This is a genomic window from Selenomonas sp. oral taxon 892 str. F0426 (genome assembly GCF_000468035.1).
In the GTDB taxonomy this organism is placed as follows: domain Bacteria; phylum Bacillota; class Negativicutes; order Selenomonadales; family Selenomonadaceae; genus Centipeda.
In genome coordinates this window covers 54164-67557 of the sequence record NZ_KI260542.1, presented here as the reverse complement: position 1 = coordinate 67557, position 13394 = coordinate 54164, and the positions used below count along the sequence as shown (strand labels likewise).

Below are 13394 nucleotides of genomic sequence, written 5' to 3'. Positions count from 1 at the left end.
AAAGGGGAGGGGAATATGACGGAGCTCATTATCATACGTCACGGGGAGACGGAATGGAATCAGACGGGGCGCTTTCAGGGGCACTCCGACGTGCCCCTTTCAGAAAAGGGGAGGGCCCAGGCAGAGGCACTTGCACAAAATCTTATCATCGATCATGTAGACGCAATCTATGCGAGTGACCTCATTCGGGCGATGGATACGGCAGCTCCCCTTGCCCGGCGCTTCGGGGTAGACGTTATTCCTGATACCGCGCTCAGAGAACTCAACTTTGGTACATGGGAAGGGCGTAATTTCAGCGATATCAATGCAGAATGCCCGGATGGAATGAAGCATTTTTACAGTGACCCGGAGAAGGCCAATATTCCGAACGGTGAACCCTTCCCTGTCTTTCAAAAGCGTGTAGCAGGACGTGTCAGCGAGATTGTGCGTGCACAGCAGGGAAAACGCGTCGTTATTTTTTCGCATGGTGCCTCCATTCGCATCCTGCTTGCCGACATCCTTGCTATGCCGATTCGCTCAATATGGCATGTATCACAGCTCAATACTGCGGTCAACAAAATTCGATTCGAGGATGATGGCTTTGCCATCGTCACACTGATGAACGACACCTCTCATCTGCGTACAGAGGACGTGCGATGAATCTTCTTGCCGTAGGGCTTGGCGGTGCGATCGGCGCCATCTGCCGATACCTTCTCGGGCAGATGGTTCCGAAACTGGGGAGCGAATTTCCGATTGGCACATTTGCAGTCAATATGATCGGCTGCTTTGCCATCGGCCTGATTGTCGGTATTGCGGGCAGGTATGGCAATCTCGACCCGCGCCTCGTGCTCTTCCTGCAGACGGGAATCTGCGGCGGTTTTACAACATTTTCTACGTTTTCGCTCGAAACATTGAGTCTGATGGAGGAGGGGCGATTCACAGCAGGTATTCTCTATATCGTTTTGAGCGTTGTGTTTGGCATTCTTTCCCTTTTTGCAGCGAAGTACATGGTCAACAGTTGAATTTCTAAGAGAAAATATAAATTTTTATTTGCGCGCAGGAGATTGGCGTGTTATACTGTTACCCAGATTGTGTGGATGGGATTCTGTATACGTGCATTTATTGAGAATCAATATACATTACGGTGAGGTCTATGGAGGTTATTTTAGCTGAACACCTGGGGTTCTGTTATGGAGTGAAACGCGCCATAGAGATTGCCCGCCAGAATGCCTCTCCGGATGGCACGTCCAGTACGCTTGGTCCGATCATTCATAATCCGCAGATGGTGGAGCGCCTGAAAAATGAGGGCGTTGGTACTGTCGGCTCACTCAAGGAGATGGAGGATGGCCTTGTCATCATTCGTTCGCACGGAGTGGGACCAAACGTGTATGAGGAGGCGGAGTCACGCGGTTTAGAACTCGTGGACGCAACTTGTCCGCACGTCAAGAAAGCGCAGCTCTCGGCAAAACTGTTATCCGAGGAAGGATATACCGTTGTTATTGTCGGAGAGAAGGATCATCCGGAGGTCAAGAGTATCTTCGAATGGACGGTGCGTGGTGCTCATATTATCGAGACCGAGGAGGAGGCGAATGCCCTTCCCCGTATAGGCAAGCTTGGGATTGTCTCACAGACGACATTCTCTGGGGATCGCTTTCGGAGCATCGTGTCCTGCCTTTTGGAAAAGTCACGTGAGATCAAGATTTTGCGTACGATATGTACGGCGACTGATCTGCGCCAGGCAGCGGCACTTGAGCTTGCTGAAAAGGTCGATGTGATGCTTGTCGTCGGCGGCAAGAACAGTGCGAATACGACACGGCTTGCCCAACTATGCGCAACAAAGTGTAAAACATACCATATCGAGACTGTGGAAGAGCTGCAGGACGATTGGATTAAGGATGTTAATAAAATTGGTATTACAGCCGGTGCTTCTACACCGGACTGGATTATCAAGGAGGTTTATAAACAGTGTCAGAGCAGAGCATGAAGGAACTTTTGGAACAGGAAGATATGCCCGATATCCAGGAGCGTACGGTTGTCAAAGGGGTCGTTGTTCAGGTATCCCGTGACGAGGCGTATGTCGATATCGGCTATAAGCAGGAGATTCCTGTCTCTAAGAGGGATCTTGCCGTTCCTGCGCCGGACGATGCACGCGATGTCGTGAAGGTCGGCGATGAAATCGATGTTTACATCAAGTCGCTCGGCGGCGACAACGGCGGCAGCCTGTCCAAAGTCGAAGCGGATAAGATGGCGGCTTGGAAGGATATCGAGGAGATCAAAGCCAAGGGCGATACCGTCGAGGCGAAGATCGCGAAAGAAGTCAAGGGCGGTCTTGTTGCCTATGTCATGGGTCTGCGAGGCTTCATTCCGGCATCCCAGATGGAACTCCACTTCGTCAAGGATCTCGCAGTCTATGTAGATCAGACGGTTGAGGCAGAGATCATCGAGATTGATGTTCAGAAGCGTCGTCTCGTACTCTCCCGCCGCAAGCTTCTCGAGCGTGATCGCGCGGAGAAGGAAGAGGCTGTATTCTCGGCGATTGAGCCGGAGCAGGTTGTGCGCGGTACGGTCAAGCGCCTTGTCGACTACGGTGCGTTCATCGACATCGGCGGCGTGGATGGCCTTGCTCACATTTCGGATCTTGCATGGCATCGCGTAAAGCATCCGTCCGAGGTGCTCGAGGTCGGGCAGGAACTCGATGTCTTCGTTAAGAGCGTCGACCGTGATGCAAAGCGCATCTCCCTCTCGGTAAAGGATACGCTTCCGGATCCGTGGGTCGAGAAGGCGGAGCAGTATGCTGAGGGCGACTTCATCGAGGGTAAGATCATCAAACTGACGGACTTCGGTGCGTTCATGGAGATCGAGCCGGGCTTTGACGGTCTTATTCCGATGGGCGAGCTTGCCGAGAAGCGCATCGAGCGTGCGGATGAGGCTGTCCACACGGGCGATGTCGTGACTGTCAAGGTGCTTCGCATCGATACGAAGCGTAAGCGCATCTCGCTGTCGATTACGAAGGCGAAGCGTGATGCAGATGCGGCAGAGGTCAAGAAGTACGTGGACGAGCATCAGTCGGAAAAAGCTGAGGAAAGCGAGAACACGGAAGATCAGGCCTAGTTCTGTCTCGATCGGGTGAGGTAAGTCTGCACTGCAGATCGCTGCATAAAATACTAAGGAGTGATGTATGTCACTCCTTTTTTATTTCAGCGATGCTTCCGAATTTGCCTTCTTGCACATCGTTGTCTTCTTTGCTAAAATAAGGAAGGAATCAAAGGCGATCTGCGCGTCGGCGTCTCTGAAGAGATGCGGGCGCATTTCTTTTGTTGACAGTATTGGACTGGGAGTGAGGGAAGCTGTTATGCTCGCGAGGATAAAGCGTGATATTCGCGTTGTCTTTGAACGTGACCCTGCGGCACGGAGTACGATCGAGGTACTGCTCTGTTACGGCGGACTTCACGCCATCTGGCTGCATCGCATCGCGCACGCGCTATACATACGCGGCTGGGTACTCTTCCCGCGCCTGATCTCCAATTTTGGCCGCTTCCTGACGGGCATTGAGATCCATCCTGGTGCGACGATTGGCGAGGGGCTATTTATCGACCACGGTACAGGTATTGTCATCGGAGAGACAGCAGAACTTGGGCGAAACGTTACTCTCTACCAGGGGGTGACACTCGGTGGAACGGGTAAGGAGAAGGGCAAGCGCCATCCAACGCTCGGCAACAATGTCGTTGTTGCCTCGGGTGCGAAGGTACTCGGCTCTTTCACCGTGGGCGATCACGCAAAGATCGGTGCGGGCTCCGTCGTACTGCGTCCTGTCCCTGCACATGCAACGGTGGTCGGTATTCCTGGACGCATTGTCATGATGAATGGACAGCGTGTCCGTACGGAGGCAGATTTTCACAGAGCGCGGGAACTCTCCATCGAGTATGATGAGAGTGCGGAGGAGATTGCAAGCGAGCTGGATGTCGACCTCGATCACGATATGCTGCCCGATCCAGAGGCGGAGATGCTCGAGGCGATGAGGCAGGAGATTGATGCACTCAAAAACCGTCTTTCTGAACTGGAAAATAAACAATAGGGGGTATTATGTTTACCGTATACAATACAATGACGCGAAAAAAGGAAGAGTTCCATCCACTGCGCGCGGGGGAGGTCAGCATCTATTGCTGCGGCGTGACGCCCTATAATGATCCGCACATCGGAAATGCGCGCCCCTTTGTCACATGGGATGTCATTCGCCGCTATCTTGTACGCAAGGGGTATGCTGTGCGCTACATCCAGAACTTTACGGATGTGGACGACAAGATCATCAATGCCGCAAACCGCGAGGGCGTGACGTGGAAGGAGATCTCTGATCGCTACATCGCCGCGTATTTCAAGGCGATGGATGCGCTCAACGTGCGACGTGCCGATGTGTTTCCGCGCGTCTCCGAGACGATGGAAGACATCCAGCGCATGATTGAGAAGCTGATCACGCGCGGCTATGCATACGTGACGGAAGCGGGGGATGTCTACTATCGTGTGGAGGCATTTGCACGCTACGGCTGCCTCAGCGGGCGCAGCCTCGACGATATGGAGGCAGGTGCGCGCGTCGAGGTTAACGAGACGAAGGAGCACCCCATGGACTTCGCTCTCTGGAAGGCCGCAAAGCCCGGCGAACCCTCGTGGGAGAGTCCGTGGGGGCAGGGCCGTCCCGGCTGGCACATTGAGTGCTCGGCGATGTCCGTGAAATATCTCGGCGAGGTATTTGACTTCCATGGCGGCGGCAACGACCTCGTCTTCCCGCACCACGAGAACGAGATTGCACAGGCGGAGCCGTGCATCGACGGCGATGAGAAATTTGCACGCTATTGGCTGCACAACGGATTCATCACGATCGACAATGAGAAGATGTCGAAGTCGAAGAACAACTTCTTCACGGTGAAGGACATCCTCAAGGAGTTCCCTGGCGAGGTCATCCGCTTCTTCATCCTCCAGACGCATTACCGCAGTCCTCTCGATTTCAGTGACGAGCGTCTGCACGAGGCACAGACGGCACTCGATCGCCTGCGCAATGCGAATGAAGTGATTACAGAGCTTTTGCAGCGTGAGGGGGCTTCTTCGGATACGGCGGCGGAGCTGGCAGCGCAGGCGGAGACATTCCTGCGGGATTTCGATGCGGCGATGGACGATGACTTCAATACGGCGCTTGCGATCAGTCAGATGTTCGGTCTCGCGAAGGAGATCAACCGCTACCATCAGGAGGTGGAGCGCGGCGCAGCGTTTGACGCAGTGAACTTTAGAAGGACTGCGGATGCCTATCGCGCAATGGCAGCGATCATCGGCATCTTTGAGCAGGAGGAAGCGGCGGCGGACGACGGGCTTGCCGATGCGCTGATGGACCTCATCATCGGCATCCGGCAGGAGGCGCGTGCAGCGAAGAACTGGGCAGTCGCGGACAAGATTCGTGACGGACTCAAGGAGGCGGGCGTCGTGCTCGAGGACACGCCGACGGGCGTGCGTTGGAAAAGGGCTTGACCGCGCATGAAATTTGAACGGTTTCAACAGCTCGTACGCATGATGTTCCTGCCGGATGAGGCGGGCAATATCCGCACGCGCTATGAGAACGTGGATGCGGCGAATATACATCCGCTTGTTCTCGCATACATAGGCGATGCCTACTTTCACCTCTATGTGCGTATGCGTCTCCTCTCCTACGAGCAGACGCAGGTTCAGGCACTCCATGCGTTCAGCGCGCAGATCGTCTCCGCGCTCTGGCAGGCGCGTGCCTATCGCGGTATTTCGGATATGCTCACGGAGGAGGAGCAGGCGATCTATCGGCGCGCACGCAATACGAAGAGCCACGCGCCGCGGAGCGCGTCCGTTGCCGACTACCATGCGAGCACGGGGCTTGAGGCACTGCTCGGGAGCCTTTACATTCGTGAGGAGCACGAGCGCCTTGAGGAGATCACGGAGGCAGCATTTCAGATCATCTCGAAAGAGATGATGAATCAGCAGGAGCAAAAACATGGACATTAAACTGATTTCAAAGACACCGAATTATCTGAGGACCTGCTGGACGGCGGCGCGGACGTGCTACAGCGCGGACTCTCCGATTGAACTCCTCACCGAAGAGAAGACGGACGAAGAGATGCTGCGTCTCTTAGAGCGCATTATGACGAGCAAGCATCTCTCGGTGGTGGAGCACTGCTCCATGACCTTTGCTGTCAAGGATGTCTCGCGGACCCTGCTCGCGCAGTACAGCCGCCACCGCATCGGTGTCTCGCTGAGCGTGCAGAGCCAGCGCTATGTCTCCGAGCAGTCCGCAAAGCAGGCGGGCGGACTCTTTGGACATGTCGTCCCGCAGACGGTTGCGGATAACGAAGAGGCGTATGCGCGCTATATGGCGTGTATGCGTGAGATCCAACAGGTGTATGACGATTTGCTTGGAATGGGCGTTGCAAAGCAGGACGCACGCTTCGTGCTGCCGGGCGGTGCGTGTACGAATTTTGTCACGACGCTCAACCTGCGCTCCTTTATGGATGTGTATGAGAAGCGTGTCCTGACCCCCGGTGCACAGTGGGAGATCAAGGAGATGATGCTCCGTATGCGCGACCTCATTGTTGCGGCAGAGCCGTGGCTGGAGCGCTTTATCCCGCGCGGATGATGTAGGGGGAGCGCAATGAAGCCGAAAGAACAACGCACGGAAAAACGAACAGAAAAGCATACGGAGAAACATAGGGAAAAACGTATTGAGAAAATTGCAGAGGAGCGTACATCGGAGCAGCCCTCTCATATTCTTGTGGGACGCCATGCCATTGTGGAGGCAATCAAGGCGGGGCGCGGCATCAACCGCATCCTGCTCGCGGACGGTCTGCATGGGAACTCTGTGCACGAACTGCGCGATCTTGCGCGTGAGCACAGCATTACGGTGGATACAGTTGGACGAGCGAAGCTGGATGCCGCCGTGCCCGAGGGGGTGCGTCATCAGGGAGTGCTCGCCTACGTTGCGCCCGTTGCCTATGTTGCCGTCGAAAAGATTATTGCGGCGGCGCGTGAACGCGGCGAGGATCCGCTGCTGCTGCTGCTCGACGGTATCGAGGATCCGCAGAATCTGGGGGCGCTCCTCCGCACAGCAGATGCGGCGGGCGTACATGGGATTCTCCTGCCGCGCCGCCACAGCGTTCCCCTGACGGAGACCGTCGCACGCGTTTCGGCAGGTGCACTCGAGTATGTCCCCGTGGCGCGCATCGGCAATATTGCGCAGACCATGCGTGCCCTCAAGGAGCAGGGATTCTGGATTGCGGGCGCGGATATGGCAGGGGAGGAGACGTATGATCGTGCGAACCTCACGGGGGCACTCGTCCTCGTTATCGGCAGCGAGGGGCGCGGCATGAGCCGCCTCACGCGCGATCTCTGCGACTTCACCGTGCGTCTGCCGATGCGCGGGAAGATCAACTCGCTCAACGCCTCGGCCGCGGGTGCGATCCTCATGTACGAGGCGCTGCGTCAGCGCACGGTGAAGGCTGCGGTGCGGCATGGCTAGACAGCGCGAGAGCGAATACTATCTCGTTGACGGCTACAATGTTATCAATGCATGGCCGGAGCTCATGCGCCTGCGCGGCAATCTTGATGAGGCGCGCGATGTCCTGGTGCACATCCTCACGGAGTACGGCGCATTTGAAAACTACGAGATGACGGTCGTGTTCGACGCCTTTTTCACCGAGGATGAAGAATATGAGCTGCAAATCAGTGACCGCATGCGGGTCATCTACACGGGTGCGGGCGAGACGGCGGATAGCTGCATCGAGCGTCTTGCGTATACGGCGGTGCGCGCGGGACGCGAGGTGCACGTCGTCACATCCGACGGTGCAGAGCAGAGCGTTATCCTCGGCGCGGGCGCCTATCGCATCACCTCGCCCGAGCTGCGCCGCTCCGTGAAGAAGGCGAAGAAGCAAATGAAAGCGGAGTTTATGAATCCGCACATTCAGCCGCTTGCACGCAGCGAACTGCACGAGCGCATCGACCGTGATACGCTTGCGCGTCTTGAGGAGCTGCGGCGTGGGAAATAGAAGAACGAAAAAATGAGTCTTCTTAGGGATACGCAATCAACGCAGTTTTATCAACAATTTTCAAGAAAAAAACGATCATGTGGACGCAAAATCCTGCATGGTCGTTGCTTTATTTGGAAGAAAAGATAATGAGAGTGCATCTCAAAAATCACTTGAAATTTCTGCTCCGGCGAGTGATAGATAGACATGGAAAACCACACCACTACAAAGGAGGACAACACCATTGAACGCAAGTACAATGTGAGCGGAGCAGACCGTAAGCGGCTTGTCAAAGTTATCGGAGATGCTCTGGGAATCAGACCCAAATACATGGGGACACCGAGCTTTGCCTTTCAGATTGGCGGCTACGAGATCGGTAAGCACGGTGTGCTGATTTTCGAGAAGGATGAGCAGACGGAAAGTGTCCTCGCAGCCATCGAAGCAGCAGGATTCATGGTAGAGCAGTCCGAAGGGGACGTTCTCACTGACAGTAGTAAGAAAGATGCCGAGGAGATTCCGCAGGAGGAGCAGACACAGCGGGGATTGAAGTGATGGCGCAGACAAAACCGAGGAACGCATCACGGAGGAGTTTGCCCCCATTGAGTCACGAGAAGACATCATCAAATTTTCCATCAGTATGCCGAGGGAAAACTTCTCCGACACTACACTCACAAATTTGGATGCCTTGCTCAAAAGCAAAGGGAATCTCATCAAGGCAGCTTTTGACATCGAGGATGTGAACTATACGCTGACAGAGGAGCGGATTACTTTCGCATGGTTTCGCGGAACCCTCACCCCGGAAGCATACCACGCCTACGCTGATTTCATCGGCAAGCTGTGCGATATGGAACGGCGGCAGAAGCGTGTACTTGCCAAAGAAAAGGAAGTGGACAATCCAAAGTACGCATTCCGCTGTTTTCTCCTGCGGTTTGATTTGATTGGCAATAAGTACAAGACCAGTCGGAAAATTCTCCTTCAGAATCTTTGGGGGAACAGTGCATTCAAATGTGGACATCGTAAGGAGACTGCTTAGGATGAAATTTCTCAGTAGAGAACACATCAAAATTCTCCGCAAAAAGTACCTAGCGGGGACGGTGGTTGAGCTTATCTCGATGGAAGATACCCAAGCACCTCCTGCCGGAACATTGGGGATGGTTTGGGGAGTAGACGGTGCTGGGAGCATTTTGGTATGCTGGCGAAACGGATTCTTTCTAAGCCTTATCCCTGAAGTGGACGAATTCCGCATTATGAAGTCTGTAAATAAAAAGTCAAGTCATCAACAGTAAAAAGATGAAGAGTTGAGGAAAGCCTCGGGAAGATTTTTTTCCGTGACTTCAGATTTACGCAAATATAGTCTGCTCAAAATCTGTGTAGGCTTTTTTCCTTAATTCTTCAGCTTTTGTATAGAACTTGTCTGCTCCGTCTTTTGTGGAGTAGTATTTCTTGATGATTTCCTCTTGCTCTGAGATTGAGGGAACCGGGATACGGATAGAACCTATTTCATCGCTATTTATATTACACTGTCCTGCAGTTTGTCTGCTCATAGTATCGATTTGGAATCGTACCAATGGAAGCATGAATAGGATGTTCACATATTCTGGCAAAACTATAGAAGTATCAAACCGATACCGTATGACGTATGATGCATAGGTATAATCGCCGTCAAGGTTAAAGACTGCTGATTTCCCAACAAGCTCTTTGCTGTTTGTTCTGTTAATGAGGAAGTCTCCTTTACGTAATAACCATTTATCTGGCGCCCTTACCGTAGTCGCAGTTTTGCGTGGTAAGTACTTTAAATCGTCTAAGTCAAGCTCCCCATTGACGATGTTGGACATACGCAGCATTGGTATCATACCGACTTCCTGTGCGGGGGATGCCTTTATCGATAGACCGAAAAGCGACTCCTTTGTAAGATCCGCAATTGTGTATATGGGGGACTTGAAACTGCTATAAATCTTGTCCAATTTGCCTTCTTTTAAACTAAACGCAACTTCCCAGCGTGATACGGATGAATAAGATATTATCTGAAGGATCGATGCTGCTGCTGTAGACACATCCTGCTCCTTCAAATCTGAAATCATAGACTGAATATCAAAGAGTAAGCCGTTGCTGAAATCGTCCCCCTCGGAAATGCTCTTTTTAGCCTCCTCGATCGTGGCGTGATATGCCTTTAGAATCTGTTCTTGTTCCGGGATTGACGGAATAGGTGCCTCAATAGTTGCTAATTTTTCATAACTCAACGTCTGTCTAACCGAACCTGTGGTCGAATCTTTGATTAAAGTGTTGAAGTATTCGCTCTTCATCATTAACCATAAGAATTGTGGAATTAGGGTTTCCATGCAGCTGAAAACGACATATGCGGGACTGATGTAGCTGCCTTTTAGATCGGCTGTTTTAATGCCGATAGAGCCGACATTGATCCTGTATGGGTTATAAGCAATCCAGTCGTTTTCTACCCTGTGGTATTTCTGCTTTATCTTCTTACCCTTTTTAACACTGGCATCAAACATTCCAACCTTATTGGAAACGCCAAGAATAGTGAAATCCTCATCTGGGTAATCGGATAGCTGAATCTTTTCTGTTTGATGAATTAAATGCCTTCCTAATGGCTCTACTGGATAGATTGACTTTATCTTGTTTAGCAGAAACTGCTTTACATCCCACTGCCCAAGTGAAGAAAACAAAACATTGGAAAGGATGGTCGCATTATTGTTCATTTAACACAACCTCCTTTTCATGGTTGTCTCTGCAATAAAATCCGTCTGTATTAAGACTGTATTCGACATCATTTTTTTCGGAATACCATAAGCAGTTCTGAATTCGATAATCCCGATATTCATTCACCAAGGCAGGCAACTGATTGCCTTCTGATTCCGCTCCGGTTGTGGTTATTCCTGCGTCATCGACCTTTGCAATCGGCACATCGTAGTCAAATTTTTTCTTTAAGACAGGCTTGGTCTCATCCGCGATCTGTTTCTGCAGGTCTTTGAGATCCTTCTCTGCAGACTTCTTCGAGTCTCTGTTTTTTTTCTGTTTTTGCTGAATGGCTTCGATCTCTTTCTTGATTGCAGAGATAACCACCTCTTTTGCTTTTTTTGCCTGTTTCAACCGACTACGAGCTTCCTTCAAATCTTCTTTCAAAGCATCCGCACTGGAGGTACAGTTGGCGATAATGGTCTTCAGAGCATCGATTTCAGGCTGATGGAGTTCGGTTACTTCATCGTGCGCAGCTTTTTTACAACGAGCATATTCTTGCTCTTCCTCATCTGTGAACCTGCGCATAAAGACGAGGGACGGCTTAACCGTTGCTCCTGCCGCGATAAACACATCTTGGGGAATCGAGCAGATGAGTATAAGTTTTGCACGTCCTTCAAAGTATTCTCTGACTGTAGCAAGGTTTTTATTGTTAAGTACGCCTTCAGGGAGAACCATGCCCAGCCTTCCACCTTTTTTGAGCAAACGAAGACACCGCTCCATAAAAAGAACCTCTGTAAGGGTACTTGTGCTACCAAGATCGTAAAGCGAGAGTAGGGATTCACCGATGTGGTCATCGACCTGTTTAAGAGCCTCATCATAGGATTTACCATATTTTTCTTTGTATTTTCTTTTCATCTCCTCATCAGTAAAGCGATCAGCCTCGGAGATGAGCTGGTTACGGTCAACATTCTGACCAAATGGCGGATTTGTCAGAATTACATCAAATCTTTCCTCGAATATACCGTTGACATTGAGCAGACCATCGTGATGATGTACGCCGCCGTGACCATCACCATGCATAATCATGTTCATTTTCGATGTTCGTGCCATACGAGGATTTGCATCCGTTCCATAAATACAATTGCGGGAAAGCTGATACATTCGACTTCCCTTGATAGAAGTATCTATCTCAGTATTCAGCGCCGTTTGCATCGCATCAATTTTGTCGCTGATTTCTATCTGTTCTTCTTCCGTCTTGCTGTCAAAGTCATTTCCTTCAAGAGAGGCTCTCAGTTTTTCTTTTTGTAATCTGACATCAGCCTCTATTTTCTCACGTACATATTCAAACGCTTTGATGAGGAATCCGCCGGAGCCGCAAGTTGGATCGCAGATAACTTCCCCCTCCTGAGGATCGAGTATCTCCGTCATAAAATCCACAATTGTTCTCGGCGTAAAGAATTGTCCAAGTTCACCGCGAAAAGTTGTACCGAGAAATTGCTCAAAAGCAATACCTTTTACATCATCCTGTGTATCAGACAAATTGTAATTTTCAAGTTTCTCCAAAATCTGCACGAAACTGTTCTCTCTGATTTTAATTTCATCATTATCATCGAACAGATGGTCTTCCTTAAATTCGATTTTTGTGGTGTCGAACAGGTTCTGCATATAAGCTTGGTCAATACCTCTCGCTCTTAAACCAGGACGCACATTTTTTTCGTAATTATCAGCTTGAGACAGATATTCCGCTTTGGTAAATACCTTTGTGCCTCTTTGCTGACGCTCATATCTGATTTTCATAAAAAGGAGTTTGCTGATTTCGTCAAATGCCGCCTCTGGTGATAATTTATCATTATTGCGGATGATGTTATGGCAAGCCTGTAAGGTTTTTGTAAATTCCTCACGTGTGAATGTCTTTGTCTGATTCTTGATTTGCTCAATTTTCTTAGCGTTGTCGATATCCTTGGCAGTAGGTATGGCTACAACTTCCTCCAGTTTTTGTGGAAGAAATGCCGGATCAACATTAAAGAACTTTGTTTCCTTCTCGTTTGTAGTAACAAAGAAATCAGCATGTGCCCAAGCGGCATAGTTGAAGCCTTGATAGTAGTCCTCTACGCGGATTTTTACATTTTCAGCTTTGCATTCTATAACTATAAAAGCTGTTTTCTTATCATCTTTATCTTTTTTGCTTTTCCATATTACAATATCTGCACGAGCCTTGCCTTGCCCACGCTGGGAATTATTTACTTTTAATTCCTGCGCCATCTGGTCTAAAGAGTACCCATAGTCATTCACAAGAGTACAGACATATCTCTGCCTAACCTTTTCCTCCGGTTTTGCAACAAGCCACTTATTTGCTAATGGGCAAAATACCTTACCATCTTTTTCTTGATATTCAAGCTTTGCCATTATAATTTTCCTCCGTTTGCATTTTCTTTCCCGCCTTCGACATTTTCTTGCGTTTTCTAAACCCTCGCTGATTCTTGGCATTCCGTGCTTTCTGGCATTTATCCTTGTCGCAGTATTCCTGCCGATTGTTCCTGCGAATGAAGAAGTCCCCGCAGTGGCGGCAGGTCATCATAACGCCCGTCAATCATCAAATCCGTGAATGGCTTCTCTTTTGGTTTGCCAGATTGCACAGGCTGGAAAGTATGTATCCTCCCGAAATGTAATCCTTTTGCGTTACATCTGGGG

The 13394-nt window shown here is 50.7% G+C and carries 15 protein-coding genes; 13 read left to right on the top strand and 2 right to left on the bottom strand.

Annotated elements, in window-relative coordinates:
• Positions 1 to 15 precede the first annotated feature (15 nt).
• The 13 genes from HMPREF1992_RS08305 (at position 16) to HMPREF1992_RS08250 (ending at position 9292) form a co-directional block, all read left to right on the top strand.
• Positions 16 to 639: a histidine phosphatase family protein gene (locus tag HMPREF1992_RS08305; RefSeq protein WP_021685450.1), complete on the top strand. Its 624-nt coding sequence runs from the start codon at positions 16 to 18 to the stop codon at positions 637 to 639.
• Positions 636 to 1001 carry a fluoride efflux transporter CrcB gene (crcB, locus tag HMPREF1992_RS08300; RefSeq protein ID WP_021685449.1) on the top strand — a complete coding sequence of 122 codons (366 nt, stop codon included), beginning with the start codon at positions 636 to 638 and terminating at the stop codon, positions 999 to 1001. Before HMPREF1992_RS08305 ends, crcB begins: the two co-directional genes overlap by 4 nt.
• Before the next feature lie 131 nt (positions 1002 to 1132).
• A complete protein-coding gene (ispH, locus tag HMPREF1992_RS08295) occupies positions 1133 to 1963 on the top strand; it encodes a 4-hydroxy-3-methylbut-2-enyl diphosphate reductase (RefSeq protein WP_021685448.1) in 831 nt (276 codons plus the stop codon).
• A complete protein-coding gene (gene rpsA, locus HMPREF1992_RS08290; protein ID WP_021685447.1) occupies positions 1960 to 3090 on the top strand; it encodes a 30S ribosomal protein S1 in 1131 nt (376 codons plus the stop codon). The genes ispH and rpsA overlap by 4 nt, the downstream gene beginning before the upstream one ends.
• Before the next feature lie 241 nt (positions 3091 to 3331).
• Positions 3332 to 4054: a serine O-acetyltransferase gene (cysE, locus tag HMPREF1992_RS08285; protein WP_037359281.1), complete on the top strand. Its 723-nt coding sequence runs from the start codon at positions 3332 to 3334 to the stop codon at positions 4052 to 4054.
• A gap of 8 nt (positions 4055 to 4062) precedes the next feature.
• Positions 4063 to 5493: a cysteine--tRNA ligase gene (gene cysS, locus HMPREF1992_RS08280; RefSeq protein ID WP_021685445.1), complete on the top strand. Its 1431-nt coding sequence runs from the start codon at positions 4063 to 4065 to the stop codon at positions 5491 to 5493.
• 6 nt (positions 5494 to 5499) lie between these two features.
• Entirely contained in the window at positions 5500 to 5994 is a 495-nt protein-coding gene (locus tag HMPREF1992_RS08275; protein WP_021685444.1) for a Mini-ribonuclease 3, read from the top strand.
• Entirely contained in the window at positions 5984 to 6622 is a 639-nt protein-coding gene (thyX, locus tag HMPREF1992_RS08270; protein WP_021685443.1) for an FAD-dependent thymidylate synthase, read from the top strand. Before HMPREF1992_RS08275 ends, thyX begins: the two co-directional genes overlap by 11 nt.
• A gap of 15 nt (positions 6623 to 6637) precedes the next feature.
• Positions 6638 to 7501, top strand: a complete 864-nt coding sequence (rlmB, locus tag HMPREF1992_RS08265; protein ID WP_021685442.1) for a 23S rRNA (guanosine(2251)-2'-O)-methyltransferase RlmB — start codon at positions 6638 to 6640, stop codon at positions 7499 to 7501.
• On the top strand, positions 7494 to 8027 hold the full coding sequence (locus HMPREF1992_RS08260) for an NYN domain-containing protein (RefSeq protein WP_021685441.1): 534 nt from the start codon (positions 7494 to 7496) through the stop codon (positions 8025 to 8027). The genes rlmB and HMPREF1992_RS08260 overlap by 8 nt, the downstream gene beginning before the upstream one ends.
• Positions 8028 to 8213: 186 nt before the next feature.
• Positions 8214 to 8558, top strand: coding sequence for a hypothetical protein (locus HMPREF1992_RS12015; RefSeq protein WP_021685439.1), 345 nt, complete (start codon positions 8214 to 8216; stop codon positions 8556 to 8558).
• A 133-nt stretch (positions 8559 to 8691) separates the two neighbouring features.
• Positions 8692 to 9039 carry a hypothetical protein gene (locus tag HMPREF1992_RS12010; RefSeq protein WP_369791856.1) on the top strand — a complete coding sequence of 116 codons (348 nt, stop codon included), beginning with the start codon at positions 8692 to 8694 and terminating at the stop codon, positions 9037 to 9039.
• Position 9040: 1 nt separating this feature from the next.
• Positions 9041 to 9292 (top strand): DUF4314 domain-containing protein, encoded by a 252-nt coding sequence (locus HMPREF1992_RS08250; RefSeq protein WP_021685437.1) that lies wholly within the window; start codon positions 9041 to 9043, stop codon positions 9290 to 9292.
• A 54-nt stretch (positions 9293 to 9346) separates the two neighbouring features.
• Here the strand turns inward: HMPREF1992_RS08250 and HMPREF1992_RS08245 are convergent, their stop codons facing one another.
• Together HMPREF1992_RS08245 and HMPREF1992_RS08240 are read right to left on the bottom strand one after the other, a co-directional pair.
• Positions 9347 to 10723 (bottom strand): restriction endonuclease subunit S, encoded by a 1377-nt coding sequence (locus tag HMPREF1992_RS08245; RefSeq protein ID WP_021685436.1) that lies wholly within the window; start codon positions 10721 to 10723, stop codon positions 9347 to 9349.
• Entirely contained in the window at positions 10713 to 13109 is a 2397-nt protein-coding gene (locus tag HMPREF1992_RS08240) for an N-6 DNA methylase (protein WP_021685435.1), read from the bottom strand. Before HMPREF1992_RS08240 ends, HMPREF1992_RS08245 begins: the two co-directional genes overlap by 11 nt.
• Positions 13110 to 13394 lie beyond the last annotated feature (285 nt).

Excerpts from the sequence above, each read along its gene's own strand:
- HMPREF1992_RS08305 (WP_021685450.1), top strand. The coding sequence starts at position 16 with ATGACGGAGCTCATTATCATACGTCACGGGGAGACGGAATGGAATCAG.
- crcB (WP_021685449.1), top strand. The coding sequence starts at position 636 with ATGAATCTTCTTGCCGTAGGGCTTGGCGGTGCGATCGGCGCCATCTGC.
- ispH (WP_021685448.1), top strand. The coding sequence starts at position 1,133 with ATGGAGGTTATTTTAGCTGAACACCTGGGGTTCTGTTATGGAGTGAAA.
- rpsA (WP_021685447.1), top strand. The coding sequence starts at position 1,960 with ATGAAGGAACTTTTGGAACAGGAAGATATGCCCGATATCCAGGAGCGT.
- cysE (WP_037359281.1), top strand. The coding sequence starts at position 3,332 with ATGCTCGCGAGGATAAAGCGTGATATTCGCGTTGTCTTTGAACGTGAC.
- cysS (WP_021685445.1), top strand. The coding sequence starts at position 4,063 with ATGTTTACCGTATACAATACAATGACGCGAAAAAAGGAAGAGTTCCAT.
- HMPREF1992_RS08275 (WP_021685444.1), top strand. The coding sequence starts at position 5,500 with ATGAAATTTGAACGGTTTCAACAGCTCGTACGCATGATGTTCCTGCCG.
- thyX (WP_021685443.1), top strand. The coding sequence starts at position 5,984 with ATGGACATTAAACTGATTTCAAAGACACCGAATTATCTGAGGACCTGC.
- rlmB (WP_021685442.1), top strand. The coding sequence starts at position 6,638 with ATGAAGCCGAAAGAACAACGCACGGAAAAACGAACAGAAAAGCATACG.
- HMPREF1992_RS08260 (WP_021685441.1), top strand. The coding sequence starts at position 7,494 with ATGGCTAGACAGCGCGAGAGCGAATACTATCTCGTTGACGGCTACAAT.
- HMPREF1992_RS12015 (WP_021685439.1), top strand. The coding sequence starts at position 8,214 with ATGGAAAACCACACCACTACAAAGGAGGACAACACCATTGAACGCAAG.
- HMPREF1992_RS08250 (WP_021685437.1), top strand. The coding sequence starts at position 9,041 with ATGAAATTTCTCAGTAGAGAACACATCAAAATTCTCCGCAAAAAGTAC.
- HMPREF1992_RS08245 (WP_021685436.1), bottom strand. The coding sequence starts at position 10,723 with ATGAACAATAATGCGACCATCCTTTCCAATGTTTTGTTTTCTTCACTT.
- HMPREF1992_RS08240 (WP_021685435.1), bottom strand. The coding sequence starts at position 13,109 with ATGGCAAAGCTTGAATATCAAGAAAAAGATGGTAAGGTATTTTGCCCA.